At 73.1% G+C, this 19,364-nt stretch carries 3 protein-coding genes; all 3 read left to right on the forward strand.

Annotation, left to right across the window (positions count from 1 at the left end; genetic code table 11):
- The first annotated feature begins 14 nt into the window (after positions 1–14).
- From ACRYCC_RS15660 to ACRYCC_RS15670, 3 genes are read left to right on the forward strand one after another with little or no spacing between them, the layout of a single operon-like run.
- The gene (locus ACRYCC_RS15660; RefSeq protein ID WP_433812655.1) at positions 15–6,482 is read left to right on the forward strand and encodes an SDR family NAD(P)-dependent oxidoreductase; all 6,468 of its coding nucleotides are present in this window, start codon (positions 15–17) and stop codon (positions 6,480–6,482) included.
- 52 nt (positions 6,483–6,534) lie between these two features.
- Positions 6,535–17,937 carry a type I polyketide synthase gene (locus tag ACRYCC_RS15665; protein ID WP_433812657.1) on the forward strand — a complete coding sequence of 3,801 codons (11,403 nt, stop codon included), beginning with the start codon at positions 6,535–6,537 and terminating at the stop codon, positions 17,935–17,937.
- A complete protein-coding gene (locus ACRYCC_RS15670; RefSeq protein ID WP_433812659.1) occupies positions 17,934–19,340 on the forward strand; it encodes an MFS transporter in 1,407 nt (468 codons plus the stop codon). The genes ACRYCC_RS15665 and ACRYCC_RS15670 overlap by 4 nt, the downstream gene beginning before the upstream one ends.
- Positions 19,341–19,364 lie beyond the last annotated feature (24 nt).

The raw sequence follows: 19,364 nt of genomic DNA on the forward strand, positions 1-19,364 counted from the left end.
AAGGGGACATGACCATGAGCGTGGAAGTCAACGACGCGCAGCAGGAGAAGCTCGTCCGGTACTTGAAACGGGTCGCCGTCGACCTCAACGAGACCCGGGCACGGCTGCGGGAGTTCGAGGATCGCGCGAGCGAACCGCTGGCGATCGTGGGAATGAGCTGCCGCTATCCCGGCGGCGTGACGTCCCCGGCGGACCTGTGGGAGTTCGTGGCCGGAGGACGTTCGGCGATCTCCGGATTCCCCGACGATCGTGGCTGGGACGTCGAGCACCTCTACGACCCCGACCCGGATCACCCGGGCACCGCCTACACCCGCGGGGGCGGGTTCGTGGATCGGGCAGGAGAGTTCGACGCGGACTTCTTCGGGATCAGCCCGCGCGAGGCACTCGCGATGGACCCCCAGCAACGCCTGATCCTGGAAGCCGCATGGGAGGCGTTCGAGGACGCCGGCATCGACTCGACGTCCCTGCGCGGCAGTGACACCGGTGTCTTCTGCGGCGTGATGTACCAGGACTACGGGTTCGTCGCGGGGCTGAGCGACCGGCGACCGGAGATCGAGGGCTACCTGGGGATCGCCTCGGCGGGCAGTGTCGCGTCGGGCCGTCTCAGTTACACGTTCGGGCTGGAAGGACCTGCGGTGTCGGTCGACACCGCCTGCTCGTCCTCGCTGGTCGCGGTGGACCTGGCGTGCAAGTCGCTGCGGGCGCAGGAGTGTTCTCTCGCGCTGGTGGGCGGGGTGACGGTGCTGGCTCGGCCGAACGTGTTCGTGGAGTTCAGCCGCCAGCGAGGGGTGTCTCCGGATGGGCGGTGCAAGCCGTACGCGGCGGCGGCCGACGGGGTGGGGTGGGCCGAGGGCGTCGGCCTGCTGGTGCTGGAGCGGCTCTCGGACGCACGTCGTCATGGCCGCCGGATCCTGGGGGTGGTCCGGGGCAGCGCGGTCAACCAGGACGGGGCGAGCAACGGGCTCACCGCGCCGAACGGTCCGTCGCAGGAGCGGGTGATCCGCCAGGCGCTCGCCAACGCCGGTCTGAGCGCCGCGGACGTGGACGCCGTCGAAGGCCACGGCACCGGGACGCCGCTCGGCGACCCGATCGAGGCCCAGGCGTTGCTGGCCACCTACGGACGAGAGCGCGAGAACGGGCCACTGCGCCTCGGCTCGGTCAAGTCCAACCTCGGCCACACCCAGGCCGCCGCCGGAGTGGCCGGCGTGATCAAGATGGTGATGGCGATGCGGCACGGGGTGCTGCCGCCGACCCTGCACGTCGACGCCCCCTCGCCGCACGTCGACTGGAGCGCGGGTGAGGTGAGGCTGCTGACCGAGGCCGAGCAGTGGCCGGCCTCCGAACGGCCCCGGCGCGCGGGCGTGTCCTCGTTCGGCGTCAGCGGTACGAACGCGCACGTGATCATCGAGGAACCGCCGGCCGAGGCACCGGACGCCGAGCCGGAAGGGCGGAAGGCGGGCGGCGCGCCGCCGGTCGTACCGGTGCTCGTCTCCGCCCGGAGCGAGGCGGCCCTGCGGGCGCAGGCCGACCGGCTGCGCGCGCACCTGATCGCCCGGCCCGAGCTCACGCTCCTCGACGTCGGGTTCGCGCAGTCGACCACCCGGGCGCACCTCGAACGTCGCGCGGCGATCCTCGCCGCCGATCGCGGCGCGTTGCTGACCGGGCTCAAGGCGCTCTCCGCAGCCGAACCCGCGGCGGAGGTGCTCGACGGGCACGTGGCCGGCGGCAAGGCGGTGTTCGTGTTCCCCGGGCAGGGCGCCCAATGGGAGCGGATGGGGATGGAGCTGCTGGACTCCTCGCCCGTCTTCGCCGAGGAGATCGCCGCCTGCGGCGAGGCGCTGTCGCGGCACGTCGACTGGCGGCTCGACGACGTACTGCGCGGGGTGCCCGGCGCGCCGTCGCTGGAGCGGGTCGACGTGGTGCAGCCCGCGCTGTTCGCGGTGATGGTGTCCCTGGCCCGGCTGTGGCGGTCCTACGGCATCGAACCGACGGCGGTCGTGGGGCACTCCCAGGGCGAGATCGCGGCAGCGTACACGGCGGGCGGGTTGTCGCTCGACGACGCCGCCCGGATCGTCGCGCTGCGCAGCCGCGCGGTGCGCGAGCGGCTGGCCGGCCACGGCGGGATGGTGTCCATCGCGCTGCCGGCCGACCGGGTCGAGGAACGGATCGAGCGGTACGGCGGGCGCGTGTCGGTCGCGGCCGTCAACGGTCCCGCGGCGGTGGTCGTCTCCGGCGAGCCCGGCGATCTGGACGAACTGCTGGCCGCGTGCGAGCACGACGGGGTCCGGTCCCGGCGGGTGCCCGTCGACTACGCCTCCCACTCGGCCCACGTCGAGGCCATCGAGGACGAGCTGCTCCAGACGCTCGCACCGATCGCGCCGCGGTCGGGTCAGATCCCGTTCTACTCGACGGCGGACGGCCAGTTCCTCGACACGGCGAAGCTCGACGCCGCCTACTGGTACCGCAACCTGCGCGGGCGCGTCGGGTTCGAGCCTGCGGTCCGGGCGCTCATCGAGAACGGCGCGAACTGCTTCATCGAGGTCTCCCCGCACCCCGTGCTGACGATGCCGGTCGACGAGACGATCCAGGCGCTCGACGCCGCCAACCGGGTCGAGGTGGTCGGCTCGCTGCGCCGCGGTGAGGGCGGCCTCGACCGGTTCGCGACGTCGCTGGCCGAGGCGCACGTGGCCGGGGTGGCGGTGGACTGGCAGGGCTTCTTCGCGGGCAGCGGGGCGCGGCGCGTGGAGCTGCCGACGTACGCGTTCCAGCGCGAGCGGTACTGGGTCGCGCCCGGCACCGGGGCGGGAGATCTGGCCGCGGCGGGGCTCGGGCAGCTGGATCACCCGGTGCTGGCCGCGGCGGTTCAGGTGGGGGACCGGGAGGAGTGGGTGTTCACCGGTCGCCTGTCGCAGGACGCCCAGCCGTGGACGCAGGACCATGCCGTGTTCGGAATGGTGATCGTGCCGGGCGCCGCACTGGTCGAGCTGGCGCTGGCGGCGGGCCGTCACGTGGGCTGCCCGGTGATCGAGGAACTGGTCCTCGAGTCCCCGCTGCTCCTGGCGGACGACGCCGCCGTGCAGGTACAGGTCACGGTGGGCCGGGCCGATGAGGACGGCCGCCGGGAGGTGGCGATCTTCTCCCGCCCCGAGACCGCCGGTGCGGACGGCGAGAGTGAAGCGACCTGTCACGGGCGCGGGGTGCTGGGCGTGGCGGCGGAGCCGCCGGTGGCGTTCCCCGGGACGTGGCCGCCGGCCGGGGCGGAGCCGGTCGCGGTCGATGCGCTGTACGGGCGGCTGGCCGAGGCCGGCTACGACTACGGGCCCGTCTTCCAGGGGCTGCGGGCGGCCTGGCGCGCCGGCGAGGAGGTCTACACCGAGGTGGTGCTTCCCGACGACGCCGGTGGGGACGGGTTCGGGATCCATCCGGCGTTGCTGGACGCCGCGTTGCACGGCGGGCTGCTGGAGAAGGAGGCGGGGTCCCCGGCGGATCTGCCGTTCTCGTGGTCCGGGGTACGGCTCGGGCAGGGGAAGAGCTCGCGGGTACGGGTCCGCATCGCCCCGGCGGGCGGCTCCGCGGTCCGCATCGACATCGCCGGCGAGCACGGCGAGGCGATGGCGAGCGTCGAGAACCTCGCTTTCCGCCCGGTCGAGCAGGCGCAGCTCGAGGGCGCGCAGAGCGGCCGGCAGCGCTCGCTGTTCCACCTCGACTGGGTCCCGGTCACCGACATCCCGCAGAAGCCGGCTCGGCTCGCGGCGCTCGGCGGCGAACTCGACGGAGCCGGGGAGCGGTTCGCGGACCTGGACGCCCTGGAGCGGGCGCTCGCCGACGGTGCCGTCGCGCCCGACGCGGTCGTCGCCGCGATCGACACCCCGGCCGGGGACCAGGCCGGCGCGGCGCGGGCGGTCGCTGAGAGCACTCTCGGGCTGCTGCAGCGGTGGCTGGCGAGCGAGCGGCTCACCGACGCGCGCCTGGTGGTGGTGACCCGCCACGGCATCGCGGTCGGAGACGAGGCCGCGGATCTGGCGCAGGCGCCGGTGTGGGGAATGGTGCGCAGCGCGCAGTCCGAGCATCCCGGACGCTTCGTGCTCGTCGACCTCGACGGTGCGGCCGGCGAGCCGGACTGGGGCTCGCTGATCGGCTTGGACGAGCCGCAACTCGCGGTGCGCGAGGGCCGGCTGCTGACCCCGCGGCTCGCGCGCGTGCCGGCGAGTGCGCCGGACGGCGCCTGGCGGCTGTCGATCGAACGGAAGGGATCGCTCGAAGGCCTGGCCATCACCCCGTCGGAAGGGGACCGGCCGCTCGGCGTGGACGAGGTGCGGGTCCGGGTACGGGCCGCGGGTCTCAACTTCCGGGACGTACTGATCGCGCTCGGCCTGTACCCGGGTGACGCCCCGCTGGGCAGCGAGGCGGCGGGGGTGGTCCTCGATGTCGGCTCCGCGGTGACGGACCTCGCGCCGGGCGATCGGGTGATGGGCCTGGTCACCGACGCCTTCGGGCCGGTCGCGGTGGTGGACCGGCGGATGATCGTGCCGATGCCGGCAGGCTTCTCGTTCGCGCAGGCGGCATCGGTGCCGGTGGTGTACCTGACCGCGTACTACGGGCTGGTCGACCTCGCCGGCCTGGCGCAGGGCGAGCGGCTGCTGGTGCACGCCGCGGCCGGCGGCGTCGGGATGGCGGCCGTCCAGCTCGCCCGCCACCTGGGGGCGGAGGTGTTCGCGACGGCGAGCCCGCCGAAGTGGCAGGCGGTCAGCGCCCTCGGCATCACCGATGAGCGGATCGCCTCCTCGCGCGACCTCGGGTTCCGCGACAAGTTCCTGAAGGTCACCGGGGGGGACGGCGTGGACGTCGTGCTGGACGCCCTCGCCGGGGAGTTCGTCGACGCATCGCTGGAGCTGCTACCGCGAGGTGGCCGCTTCATCGAGATGGGCAAGGCCGACCTCCGGGATCCGGAGGCCGTCGCGCGCCGGCACACCGGGGTGCGCTACCGGTCCTACGACCTGTTCGAGGCAGGACCGGACCGTATCCAGGAGATGCTGCGCGAGGTCGTCGCCCTGTTCGAGCAAGGGGTGCTCCAGCACGCGCCGATCCGGACCTGGGACGTGCGCCGCGGCCGCGAGGCGTTCCGGTTCCTGCGCGAAGGCCGGAACATCGGCAAGGTCGTCCTCACGGTCCCGGCGCCGCTCGACCCGGACGGGACGGTGCTGATCACCGGTGGCACCGGTGGTCTCGGGGCGGTGCTCGCCGAGCATCTCGCCCGGACGCATGGTGCCAGGCGGCTGCTGCTGGTCAGCCGCCGTGGTCCGGCGGCCGAGGGGGTGGAACGGCTCGTCGCGGACCTCGGCGTGCTGGGGTGCGAGGCGCGGGTCGCTGCGTGCGACGTTGCCGATCGTGAACAGCTCGCCGCGCTGCTGGCGTCGCTGGAGCACCCGCTCACCGCGGTCGTGCACGCGGCCGGGGTGCTGGATGACGGTGTGATCGAGTCACTGACCGCGGAGCAGATCGAGCGGGTCATGCGCCCCAAGGTCGACGCCGCCCTGCATCTGCACGAGCTGACCGCGGACATGGAGCTGTCGGCGTTCGTGCTGTTCTCCTCGGTCGCGGCGCTGATCGGCGGCCCCGGTCAGGGCAACTACGCCGCCGCGAACGCCTTCCTCGACGCTCTGGCCGCCCGGCGTCGTGCCCAGGGGCTTCCCGGGAGTTCGCTGGCGTGGGGGCTGTGGGCGGACGCGACCGGGATGACCGCCGGCCTGGACGAGGCCGAACTCGCCCGGCTGGAGCGGACGGGCTTCGGCGCGCTGTCGGCGGAGCTCGGCCTGGAGCTGTTCGACCAGGCGCGGCGACTCGACGAGGCGCTGCTCGTACCGGTCCGGCTCGAGCTCGGCGCGCTGCGGGCCCAGGCGCGGACGGGCATGCTTCCGGCACTGCTGCGCGGGCTGGTCCGCACACCGGCGCGGCGCGCGGAGTCCGCGGGCGGCTCGCTCGCCGAGCGGCTGGCCGGCGCCCCGCAGCCCGACTGGGAGCGCATCACGCTCGACCTGGTTCGCGCACAGGTCGCCTCCGTCCTCGGACACGCCTCACCCGAGGCGGTCGGCCCCGACCGCGCGTTCAAGGAACTCGGCTTCGACTCCCTCGCGGCCGTCGAACTCCGCAACCGGCTCACCCGCGCCACCGGCCTGCGGCTGCCCACCACGCTCGTCTTCGACCACCCGACGCCCACGGCGGTCGCGCAGTACCTGATCCCGGTCGCCATGCCGGGCGCCGCGACGAACGGCCACCGGCAGTCGGAGGAGGACGAGATCCGCGACGTGCTGACGTCCATCCCGATCGGACGCCTGCGCAACGCGGGGCTGCTCGACACCCTCCTCGAACTGGCGAACGGAGGCCCGGACGACGAGGGCCCGCCGGCGCCGGGAGCCGCCGCGTCGATCGACGACATGGACGTCGAGTCCCTGATCCGGATGACCCAAGAGGACGTGGCATGAGAACAGCCGGCAACGCGGTCGCCGCTGCGCGCCCGGACATGGAGGCGTAGGCATGGCCGCCGATCAGAACGACCTCGTCGAGGCACTCCGGAGGTCGCTCAAGGAGACCGAGCGCCTCAAGCAGCAGAACCGGCGGCTCCTGGCCCAGTCCACCGAGCCGGTGGCGATCGTGGGGATGAGCTGCCGCTACCCCGGCGGAGTCGATTCGCCGGCCGACCTGTGGGAGCTGGTGGCCGAGGGCCGTGACGCGATGTCGGGGCTGCCGAAGGATCGCGGCTGGGACCTCGAGCGCCTGTACGACCCGGATCCCGACCGGCCCGGCACCGTGTACGCGCGCGCCGGCGGGTTCGTCGACGGCGTGGGCGACTTCGACGCGGGGTTCTTCGGCATCAGCCCCCGGGAGGCGCTGGCGACCGACCCTCCCCAGCGCCTGATGCTGGAGGCGGCGTGGGAGGCGTTCGAGGACGCGGGCATCGACCCCACCTCGCTGGGCGGCTCGAGCACGGGGGTGTTCTGCGGCGCCGTGTCCTCGGGCTACGGCGGAGCGATGACGCCGGAACTCGAAGGGTTCCGGCTCGCCGGCACGACGACCAGCGTCGTCTCCGGCCGGGTCGCGTACAGCTTCGGTCTCGAAGGCCCCGCGGTGACAGTGGACACGGCGTGCTCCTCCTCGCTGGTGGCGCTGCACATGGCCGCCCAGGCACTGCGCTCCGGTGACTGCACGCTGGCCCTCGTCGGCGGGGTGACCGTGCTCGCGGGGCCGTTCCTGCTGGTGGAGTTCAGCCGGCAGCGGGGCCTCGCACCGGACGGGCGCTGCAAGTCGTACGCCGCCGCGGCGGACGGGACCGGGTTCTCCGACGGGCTGGGGCTGCTGGTGCTTGAGCGGCTGTCGGACGCGCGTCGTAACGGCCGCCGGATCCTGGGAGTGGTGCGGGGCAGTGCGGTCAACCAGGACGGGGCCAGCAACGGGCTCACCGCGCCGAACGGTCCGTCGCAGGAGCGGGTGATCCGCCAGGCGCTGGCCAACGCCGGGCTGAGCGCGGGCGAGGTCGATGCCGTGGAGGGGCACGGGACCGGGACCCGGCTGGGGGACCCGGTCGAGGCGCAGGCGTTGCTGGCGACGTACGGGAGTGAGCGCGAGGACGGCCCGGTGCGGCTCGGCTCGATCAAGTCCAACCTCGGCCACACCTCGGCCGCCGCCGGGGTGGCCGGTGTGATCAAGATGGTGATGGCGATGCGGCACGGGGTGCTGCCGCCGACCCTGCACGTCGATGCCCCCTCGCCGCACGTCGACTGGGAGGCCGGGCAGATCCGGTTGCTGACCGAGGCCGAGGTATGGCCGTCCTCAGAACGACCCCGCCGGGCGGGCGTGTCCTCGTTCGGCATCAGCGGCACGAACGCGCACGTGATCATCGAGGAGCCGCCGGCGGTCGATGACGAGGCCGCCGACGACGCGCACGAGCCCTCCCGGCCCCCGGTGGTGCCGGTGCTGGTGTCGGGCCGGGGCGAGGCGGCGTTGCGGGCACAGGCGGAGCGGTTGCGCTCTCATCTGCTGTCTCGTGCGGAGCTCGAACTGGTGGATGTGGGTTTCTCGCTGGCGACCACGCGGGCGCAGTTGGAGCACCGTGCGGTGGTGGTCGCGTCGGATCGTGCGGGGTTGCTGGCGGGGTTGGGTGCGCTGGCGGCTGGTGAACCTGCCGCAGGGGTGTTCGAGGGCCGGGTGGTGGGGGGTAGGACCGCGTTCTTGTTCTCGGGTCAGGGTGCGCAGCGCGCCGGTATGGGTGCGGGTCTGGCGGCAGTGTATCCGGTGTTCGCGCGGGCGTTGGATGAGGTGTGCGGTGAGTTGGACGGGCGGCTGGGCCGGTCGTTGAAGGAGCTGCTGTTCGCCGCGGAGGGCTCGGCTGAGGCTGGTCTGCTGGACGTCACGGAGTTCACGCAGGCGGGGTTGTTCGCGGTCGAGGTGGCGTTGTTCCGGCTGCTGGAGTCCCTGGGTGTTCGCCCGGATGTGCTGATCGGCCATTCGGTGGGGGAGCTGGTGGCGGCGCATGTGTCCGGGGTGTTGTCCCTTCCGGATGCGTGTGCGCTGGTGGCGGCCCGGGGCCGGCTCATGGGTTCCCTGCCGGCGGGTGGCGGGATGGTCGCGGTGCAGGCCTCCGAGGAAGAGATCGCCGGGTCGTTGACCGGGTTCGAGGGGCGGTTGTCGGTCGCGGCGGTGAACGGCCCACGGGCGGTGGTGGTGTCGGGTGACCTGGAGGCGGTGGAGGAGTGGTTGCCGCAGTGGCAGGGCCGTAAGACCTCGCGGTTGCGGGTCAGTCACGCGTTCCACTCACCGCGGATGGAGCCGATGCTGGCCGAGTTCCGGCAGGTGGCCGAGGGTCTCAGTTTCAGCGAGCCGCGCATCCCGGTCGTGTCCAACGTGACCGGCCAGGTGGTGTCGGGAGAGCTGACCGACCCTGGCTACTGGGTGGATCACGTCCGCCGGGCGGTGCGGTTCCTGGACGGGGTCCGCACTCTCCGGGAGCAGGGTGTGTCGCGGTTCCTGGAGCTGGGCCCGGACGGGGTGCTGAGTGCTCTGGCGCGTCAGTCGATCGACGAGGACGACGCGGTGTTCGTACCCGCGTTGCGTGCCCGTCAGCCGGAGGCCGAGGCGTTCGCCGCGTTCCTGGGCCAGGCCCACATCGCCGGGGCGACGGTCGATTGGCCGGCCTTCTACGCGAGTAGCGGGGCGCAGCGGGTGGAACTGCCCACCTACGCCTTCCAGCGCGAACGCTACTGGCTCTCCCCGGACACCGGAGTGGGCCACCCGGCCGCCGCCGGGCTCGAACGCCTCGACCACCCGCTGCTCGCGGGCGCGGTCCGCGTTGGGAACCGCGACGAGTGGGTGTTCACCGGGCGTCTGTCGGCCGATGCGCAGCCCTGGGTGGCTGAGCATGTGCTGCTGGGCACCGTCGTGGTGCCCGGCACCGCGCTGGTCGAGCTGGCCCTCGCCGCGGGCCGGCATGTCGCGAGCCCGGTGGTCGACGAACTGGTCATCGAAGCCCCACTGATCATCGAGGACGGTGCCGCGGTCCAGCTGCAGGTCACGGTCGGCGAGCCCGACGAGGACGGCCGCCGCGACGTCGCCGTCTACTCCCGCTCCGAAGCCGCGGCCGAAGGCGACGGTGAGCGCGAGGCGACCCGCCATGCGCGAGGCATGCTCGCACCGGAGGCCGAACGCGTCGCGGCCTGGCCCGAGCAGTGGCCGCCGGAGGGCGCCGAGCCGCTCTCCGTCGACGACCTGTACGGGCGGCTGACCGACATCGGCTACGACTACGGCCCGGTCTTCCAGGGCGTACGGGCGGCCTGGCGCGACGGCGACGAGGTCTACGCCGAGGTCGCGCTCTCCGACGATCACGTGGACGCCGCCAAGGGGTTCGGCATCCATCCGGCGCTGTTCGACGCGGCGGTGCAGAGCGGCGCGGTCCTGCTGATCGACGGGGACGGCAGCCGGCACAAGATGCCGTTCAGCTGGACAGGTGTGCGGCTCGAACACCTGGGCACCTCCCGGCTGCGCGTCCGCGTCGTCGGCATCGGCGACTCCGCGGTGCGGCTCGACGCGGTGGACGAGACCGGGGCAACGATCGTCGCGGTCAATGCCATGATCGCCCGTCCGGTCGAGCAGGCGCGGCTCGAGGGCGCCCAGCGATCGGGGAGCAGGTCGCTGTTCCAGGTCGAGTGGAACCAGGTCGCGCCCGCGGGACAGAACGGGGCGGGCCCGCTGCGCGTCGCGAGTCTCGGTGAGGTCGCCGGGGCCGAGCGCTACGAGGACCTCGACGCGTTGGAGCGGGCGGTGGCCGAGGGGGCGGCGGCCCCGGACGTGGTCGTCGCGGCGGTCGGTGGGTCGGTGGCGGACGGTCTTGGTGCGGCCGAGGGGGCGCGTGCGGTCGCCGGTCAGGCGCTGGGGTTGTTGCAGCGGTGGCTGGCCAGTGCGGACCTGGCGGATGCGCGGTTGGTCGTGGTGACGCGCCGTGGGGTCGCGGTGGGCGACGAGGCCCCGGATCTGGCGCAGGCGCCGGTGTGGGGGTTGGTGCGCAGCGCGCAGTCCGAGAATCCCGGCCGGTTCGTGCTGGTCGACCTCGACGGTGAGGGCGACGACCCCGACTGGGGGTCGCTCATCGGTTCGGAGGAGCCGCAGTTCGCGGTGCGTGCGGGTCGGTTGCTGGTGCCGAGGCTCGCGCGGACGTCGGCGGCGCCGGCGGGCGCGGAGCCACCGACGCTGGATCCGGACGGGACGGTCCTGATCACCGGGGGTACCGGTGGCCTGGGGGCGGTGTTCGCCGAGCACCTTGCCCGGACGCGTGGCGTCAAGCGGTTGTTGCTGGTCAGCCGTCGTGGCCTGGCTGCGGAGGGTGCGGCGGAGCTGGTCGGGGAGCTGGAGGGGCTGGGCTGCCAGGTGCGGGTCGCGGCGTGTGATGTGTCGGATCGTGATCAGGTTGCTGGGTTGCTGGGGTCGCTGGAGTGTCCGTTGACGGCGGTGGTGCATGCGGCGGGGGTGCTGGATGACGGTGTGATCGAGTCGTTGACGCCGGAGCGGCTTGAGCGGGTGATGGGTCCGAAGGTGGATGGGGCGGTGCATCTGCATGAGCTGACGGCGGGGATGGACCTTGCGGCGTTCGTGGTGTTCTCTTCGGTGGCGGCGTTGATCGGTGGTCCTGGTCAGGGCAATTATGCGGCTGCGAACGCTTCTTTGGATGCTTTGGCGGCTTGGCGTCGCGCTGCGGGGCTTCCTGGGAGTTCGCTGGCGTGGGGGCTGTGGGCCGCTGGTACCGGGATGAGCGGGGGGCTGGAGGAGGCCGAGCTCGCCCGGTTGGAGCGGATGGGTCTGGGTGCGCTGCCGGTCGAGGTGGGTCTGGGGCTGTTCGACCAGGCGCAGCGGCTCGACGCGGCGCTGCTCGTACCGATCCGGCTCGAGCTCGGCGCGCTGCGGGCGCAGGCGCGGGCGGGCGTGCTGCCGGCGCTGCTGCGCGGGTTGGTGTCGGTGCCGGTGCGGCGGGTGGAGTCCGCGGGTGGGTCGCTCGCGCAGCGGCTGGCGGGTGTTGCCGAGGGTGATCGGGAACAGGTCGTGCTCGGGTTGGTGCAGGCGCAGGTGGCTGCGGTGTTGGGGCATGCCTCGCCCGCCGGCATCGACCCGGTGCGGGCGTTCAAGGAGTTGGGTGTCGACTCGCTGGCGGCGGTGGAGATCCGTAATCGGCTGTCGCAGGTCACGGGTCTGCGGTTGCCCACCACGTTGGTGTTCGACTATCCGACGTCTGCGGCGGTCGTGGGGTTGCTGCTGCGAGAGGTCGGCGGAGTCGAGGCCGCGCGGCCGGTCGCCCGCCGGTCGCGGTCGCGTGCGACGGCGGATGAGCCGCTGGCGATCGTGGGAATGAGCTGCCGCTACCCCGGGGGCGCCATGTCCCCGGACGACCTGTGGGAACTCGTGGCAGCGGGACGCGATGCCGTCTCGGGGCTGCCGGAGGACCGCGGCTGGGACCTCGCGCGCCTCTACGACCCGGATCCCGACCGGCCCGGCACCGTGTACGCGCGCGGCGGGGGGTTCGTCGACCGGGCGGGGGAGTTCGACGCGGGGTTCTTCGGGATCAGCCCGCGCGAGGCACTGGCGATGGATCCGCAGCAGCGCCTGATCCTGGAGGCCGCGTGGGAGGCGTTCGAGGACGCCGGCATCGACCCGACCTCCCTGCGCGGCACGGACACGGGAGTGTTCTGCGGCGCCGTGTCCACAGACTACGGCGGAGCGATGACGCCGGAACTCGAGGGGTTCCGGCTGACCGGCACGACCACCAGCGTCCTCTCCGGCCGCGTCGCCTACAGCCTGGGCCTGGAGGGGCCGGCGGTATCGGTCGATACGGCGTGCTCCTCGTCGCTGGTGGCGCTGCATCTGGCCGCGCAGGCGCTGCGTTCGGGAGAGTGCTCGCTGGCGCTGGCCGGTGGAGTGACGGTGATGACCGGGCCGTTCCTGCTGGTGGAGTTCAGCCGGCAGCGGGGCCTGGCACCGGACGGGCGCTGCAAGTCGTACGCCGCCGCGGCGGACGGGACCGGGTTCTCCGACGGACTCGGCCTGCTGGTGCTGGAGCGGCTGTCGGACGCGCGTCGCAACGGCCACCGGGTGCTCGGAGTGGTGCGGGGCAGTGCGGTCAACCAGGACGGGGCCAGCAACGGGCTCACGGCCCCCAACGGTCCGTCGCAGGAGCGGGTGATCCGCCAGGCGCTGGCCAACGCCGGTCTCAAGCCAGGTGACGTCGACGCCGTGGAGGGGCATGGGACCGGGACCCGGCTCGGGGACCCGGTCGAGGCGCAGGCGTTGCTGGCCACGTACGGGCGCGAGCGAGAGGACGGTCCCCTCCGGCTCGGCTCGATCAAGTCCAACATCGGGCACACCTCGGCCGCCGCCGGAGTGGCCGGGGTGATCAAGATGGTCCTGGCGATGCGGCACGGCCGGTTGCCCGCGACCCTGCACGTCGATGCTCCCTCGCCGCATGTCGACTGGGAGGCCGGGCAGATTCGGTTGCTGACCGAGGCCGAGGCATGGCCGGCCTCCCAACGGCCGCGCCGCGCGGCCGTCTCCTCCTTCGGCGTCAGCGGCACGAACGCCCACGTGATCATCGAGGAGCCGCCGGCCGAGACACAGCACACCGAGCCGGCCGAGGATCCGGATGCCGTGCCTCCTGCGGTGCCGGTGCTCGTCTCCGCCCGGAGCGAGGTGGCGTTGCGGGCACAGGCCGAGCGGTTGCGCTCTCATCTGGTGGCTCGTGCGGAGCTCGAGCCGGTCGATGTGGGTTTCTCCCTCGCGACCACGCGGGCTCAGTTGGAGCGGCGTGGGGTGGTGGTGGCGGCTGATCGTGCGGGGTTGCTGGCCGGGTTGGGTGCCCTCGCTGATGGAGAGCCGGCGTCCGGGGTGTTCGAGGGCTGGGTGGTGGGGGGCAGGACCGCGTTCTTGTTCTCGGGTCAGGGTGCGCAGCGTCCGGGGATGGGTGCGGGTCTGGCCGCGGTGTATCCGGTGTTCGCGCGGGCGCTGGATGAGGTGTGCGGTGAGCTGGACGGGCGGCTCGGCCGGCCATTGAAGGAGCTGCTGTGGGCTCCTGAGAGGTCGGTCGAGGCTGGTCTGCTGGACGCCACGGAGTTCACGCAGGCCGGGCTGTTCGCGGTCGAGGTGGCGTTGTTCCGGCTGCTGGAGTCCCTGGGTGTTCGCCCGGATGTGCTGATCGGCCATTCGGTGGGGGAGCTGGTGGCGGCGCATGTGTCCGGGGTGTTGTCGCTTCCGGATGCGTGTGCGCTGGTGGCGGCCCGGGGCCGGCTCATGGGTTCCCTGCCTGCTGGTGGCGGGATGGTGGCGGTGCAGGCTTCCGAGGAGGAGGTCGCCGGGTCGTTGACCGGGTTCGAGGGGCGGTTGTCGATCGCGGCGGTGAACGGCCCACGAGCGGTCGTGGTGTCGGGTGACCTGGAGGCGGTGGAGGAGTGGTTGCCGCAGTGGCAGGGCCGTAAGACTTCGCGGTTGCGGGTCAGTCATGCGTTCCACTCACCGCGGATGGAGCCGATGCTGGCCGATTTCCGGCAGGTGGCCGAGGGTCTCAGTTTCAGCGAGCCGCGCATCCCGGTCGTGTCCAACGTGACCGGCCAGGTGGTGTCGGGAGAGCTGACGGATCCGGGCTACTGGGTGGATCATGTTCGTCGGGCGGTGCGGTTCCTGGACGGTGTCCGCACTCTCCGGGAGCAGGGCGTCTCCCGGTTCCTGGAGCTGGGCCCGGACGGGGTGCTCACCGCCCTCGCGCGCCAGGCGATCGACGAGGACCCAGAGGTGAGTGCCGAGACCGGCACCACGTCGTCATCGGTGTTCGTGTCGGCGCTGCGTGCCCGTCAGCCGGAGGCCGAGACCTTCGCCGCGTTCCTGGGCCAAGCCCACATCGCCGGAGCGACGGTCGATTGGCCGGCCTTCTACGCCCACAGCGGGGCACAGCGGGTGGAACTCCCCACCTACGCCTTCCAACGCGAGCACTACTGGCTCATGGCGGGCAAAGACGCCGGAGACCCGGCCGCGGCCGGGCTCGGGCACGTCGATCACCCGCTGCTCGCGGGCGCGGTCCGGGTCGGGGACCGCGACGAGTGGGTGTTCACCGGGCGTCTGTCGGCCGATGCGCAGCCCTGGGTGGCTGAGCATGTGCTGCTGGGCACCGTCGTGGTGCCCGGCACCGCGCTGGTCGAGCTCGCCCTCGCCGCGGGCCGGCATGTCGCGAGCCCGGTGGTCGAGGAACTGGTCCTCGAGGCCCCGCTGATCCTGGACGACGGCGCCGCCGTGCAGGTACAGGTCACGGTGGCGCAGGCCGACCGGGACGGCCGCCGGGAGGTGGCGATCTACTCGTCCCCCGAAACCGCCGGCGAGGACGGCGAACGTGAGCCGACCTGCCACGCACGCGGGGTACTGGGCGTGACGGCGGAACCTCCGGCGGCGTTCCCCGTGGCGTGGCCCCCGGAGGGTGCCGAACCGCTCTCGGTCGACGCGCTCTACGAGCGCCTGACCGACATCGGCTACGACTACGGCCCGGTCTTCCAGGGCGTACGGGCGGCCTGGCGCGACGGCGACGAGGTCTACGCCGAGGTCGCGCTCTCCGACGATCACATCGACGCCGCCAAGGGGTTCGGCATCCATCCGGCGCTGTTCGACGCGGTGGTCCAGACCGGCGCGGTCCTGCTCAGCGACGGCGATGGCAGCCGGCACAAGATGCCGTTCAGCTGGACCGGTGCGCGGCTCGAACGTCACGGCACTTCCCGGCTGCGCGTCCGTGCCGTCGCCACCGGTGACTCCGCGGTGCGGCTCGACACGGTGGACGAGACCGGGACAACGGTCGTGGCGGTCGATGCCGTCGTCGCCCGTCCGGTCGAGCAGGCGCGGCTCGAGAGCGCCCAGCGGTCGGGCAGCAGGTCGCTGTTCCAGATCGAGTGGGCCGCGGTCGCGGCCGGCGGCGACACCGGGCCGGCGCGGGTCGCGCTGGTCGGTGCGGGCGTCGCCGGGGCAGGGGAACGTTACGCGGACCTGGACGCGCTGACACGGGCGGTCGCCGGAGGTGTGGCGGTGCCGGATGTCGTGGTCGCCGCGATCGGCGGTTCTGCGGCGGATCACGCTGGTGCGGCGGAGGCCGCGCGCGGGGTCGCCGGGCGAACGCTGGAGCTGTTGCAGCGGTGGCTGGCCAGTACGGACCTGGCGGGCTCGCGGCTGATCGTCGTGACGCGCCGGGGAGTCGGAGTCGGTGAGGAGGCCCCCGATCTGGCGCAGGCGCCGGTGTGGGGAATGGTGCGCAGCGCGCAGTCCGAGCATCCCGGGCGGTTCGTGCTCGTCGACCTCGACGGCGAGGGCGGCGACCCGGACTGGGGGGCGCTGGCCGCCCTGGACGAGCCGCAGCTCGCGGTGCGCCAGGGCCGACCGCTCGCCCCGAGGCTCGCGCGGACGCCGGCGGCGCCGGCGGGCGCGGAGCCACCGCCGCTGGATCCGGACGGGACGGTCCTGATCACCGGCGGCACCGGCGGTCTCGGGGCGGTGCTGGCCCGGCACCTGGCCGAGGCCCGCGGGGTCAAGCGGCTGCTGCTGGTGAGCCGGCGCGGCCCCGGCGCGGCCGGCGCGAAGGAGCTCGTCGGGGAATTGGAAGCGCTGGGCTGCCAGGCGCGGGTCGTCGCGTGCGACGTCGCCGACCGCGATCAGCTCGCCGGTTTGCTCGGGTCGTTGGAGCATCCGCTGACCGCGGTGGTCCACGCCGCTGGTGTGCTGGACGACGGGTTGATCGAGTCGCTGACGCCGGAGCAGGTCGGGCGGGTGATGCGTCCCAAGGTCGATGCGGCGTTGCATCTGCACGAGCTGACGGCGGACATGCCGTTGTCGGCGTTCGTGCTGTTCTCCTCGGTGGCGGCGCTGATCGGCGGACCCGGGCAGGGCAACTACGCCGCGGCCAACGCCTCCCTCGACGCCCTGGCGGCCAGGCGCCGTGCGCAGGGCCTGCCGGCGGTGTCGCTGGCCTGGGGGTTGTGGGCCGACGCGGGCGGCATGGCGGGTGAGCTCGGTGAGGCCGATCTCGCGCGGCTCGGGCTGATGGGAGTGGAGCCTCTGCCGACGAGCCTGGGGCTGGAGCTGTTCGACCAGGCACGGCGGCTCGACGCGGCGCTGCTGGTGCCCGTACGCCTCGATCTGGGTGCGCTGCGGACCCAGGCGCGGGCGGGTGTGCTGCCGGCGCTGCTGCGCGGGCTGGTCCGCGCGCCGGCACGGCGCGCAGAGTCCGCGGGCGGATCGCTCGCGCAGCGGCTCGCCGGGGTGCAGGAGGCCGAGCGGGAAAAGGTCGTGCTCGGGCTGGTCCAGGCGCAGGTGGCCGCGGTGCTGGGACACTCCTCGCCCGGCACCGTCGATCCCGCGAGCGCGTTCAAGGAACTCGGCGTCGACTCGCTCGCCGCGGTCGAGATACGTAACCGGCTCACCCAGGCGACCGGACTGCGACTGCCCACCACGCTCATCTTCGACCACCCGACGTCGGCCGCGGTCGCGCACCTCCTCCTGGCAGAGGTCGGCGAAGCGTGGTCCGCGCCCTCGAACGTCAACGGTGCCCGTCCCGTGCACCAGAACGGCCACGGAACGCTCGGCACGCTGCTGCGCCACGCGCACACCGCGGGATCGATCGCCGAGACGCTGCCGATGCTGACCGAGGCGTCGAGGTTCCGTCCGGCCTTCGCGTCGGCCGCCGAGCTGGGAGACGACGACGGATACGTCGTGCGGCTCGCCTCGGGAACCGGGCTGCCGAAGCTGGTCTGCGTGCCGTCGTTCGTGGTCGGCTCCGGTCCGCATCAGTTCATGCGGTTCGCCGATCGCTTCGAGGGCGCGCGAGACGTCTTCGTCTGCTCGCTGCCGGGATTCCGCGGCACCGAGCCGGCCCCGGGGTCCTGGACCGCCGCGATCGACGTCCTCGAGGCCTCGATCCGCCGGGCGGTGGGCGACGCTCCCTTCGTCCTGGTCGGCTACTCGATCGGAGGCGTCCTCGCGCACTCCCTCGCCGCCCGGTTCGAGGACGCCGGCGTCGCTCCGGCCGGCGTCGTCCTCATCGACACCCCCACCCCCGAGGGCGAGGAGACCGATCGCGTCTTCTCCCTCGTGATGACGGAGATCCTCGGGCGCGAGCACGAGACCGTCTCCTTCGACGACGCCGACTGGCTCGCCATGGGCACCTACCTGCGTCTGCTGACCGAGCGCCGCCATACGCGGATCGCCGTCCCGACCTTGCTGATCCGAGCGGGCGAACCGCCCGGCGCGGGTGATGACGGCCACGGCTGGCCCGCGTGGGAGGTCAGCGACGACCAGGTCGAGATCGCCGCCGATCACTTCGCCCTGATCGAGGCCGCGGCCGCGGCGACCGCGGAAGAGACCGAGAGGTGGCTCCACGCATGAACCAGAACGCGCTCCGGCGAGGCCTGTCCATCGCCGTCGTCCTCTCCGGCGTCTTCATCTCCTCGCTGGACCTGTTCATCGTCAACATCGCGTTCTCGGACCTCTTGCGCTCGTTCCCGTCGTCGAGCCTGAGCGACCTCTCATGGGTGCTCAGCGCCTACGCGATCGCGTTCGCGGCGTTCATGATGCCCGCCGGCCGGTGGGCGGACCGGTCCGGACGCAAGCTGGCGTTCCTGAGCGGCCTCGCGCTGTTCACGGTGGCGTCGGCCGGCTGCGCCGCGGCCCCCTCGCTCGGCCTGCTCGTGGCCGCTCGTGTCCTGCAGGCCCTCGGCGGGGCCCTGATGCTGCCGAGCTCGCTCGGCCTGCTGCTCCCCCTTTTCCCATCGGAGCGACGCGGCGCCGCGATCGGGTTGTGGTCGGCGATGGGCGGCGCGGCCGCCGCGGCCGGATCGCCGATCGGCGGGCTTCTCGTGCAGGCCGACTGGCGTTGGGTGTTCCTCGTCAACCTCCCCATCGGCGCCCTCACGGTGCTCATCGGCTGGCGCACGCTGCAGGAGGTCCGCGAGGAGACACGCTCGGCTCCCGACGTGCTCGGCGCCCTGGTGCTCGCGGCGACCGTCGCGGCGATCGTCGCGGCGATCGTGCAGGGTCAGGCCTGGGGATGGGGCGGCGCCCGGGTCCTCGGCTTGATCGTCCTGGGTGCGCTCGGGGTCGCCCTGAGCGTGTGGCGCGCGTTCCGGCACCCCGCCCCCGTCATCGAGCCCGCCATCCTGCGGATCCGGGCCGTGGGGCTCGCGAACCTCGCGACGATGGTGTTCTTCAGCGGATTCGGGGTGATGATCCTCGCCTCGACGCTCTTCCTGACGCAGGTCTGGCATCACTCGGTCCTGCGCGCCGGACTGGAGATCGGGCCGGGGCCGGTGATGTCCGCGCTGTTCGCCGTGCCCGGCGGCCTGCTCGCGGCCCGGCACGGGGCGCGTCTGGTCGGGCTGGCCGGCAGCGTCCTGTTCGCGATCGGGGGTGTCTGGGCCGCGGTCGCGACGGGCATCAGCCCGGACTACGTCTCCAGCGTCCTCCCGTCGGCGATCATCGCCGGGATGGGTTCGGGTCTCGTGCTGCCGAGCCTTGCCGGGGCGGCCACGCTGTCGCTTCCGCCCGAGCGCTTCGCCACCGGTACCGCGATGCTGTCGATGTGCCGCCAGGTCGGGCTCGCGCTCGGCGTCGCCGTCGTCGCGGCAGTGCTCGGTGCTCGCCCGGACGTCTCCGCCTTCCACACCACGTGGCTGTTCATGGCGGCATGTGGTCTCGCCGGCGGCCTCACCTTGTTCGCGATCGGCGCCGAGAGGCGTCCGGTCGCGACCTACGCAGAACCGCGCTCGCTCGAGCGACGAGCCAGATCGTGACGTGACCACTCCGTGTTCGAGAAA

Origin of the sequence: Actinomadura scrupuli, from assembly GCF_050971785.1 — a bacterium.
Lineage (GTDB): Bacteria > Actinomycetota > Actinomycetes > Streptosporangiales > Streptosporangiaceae > Actinomadura_E > Actinomadura_E scrupuli.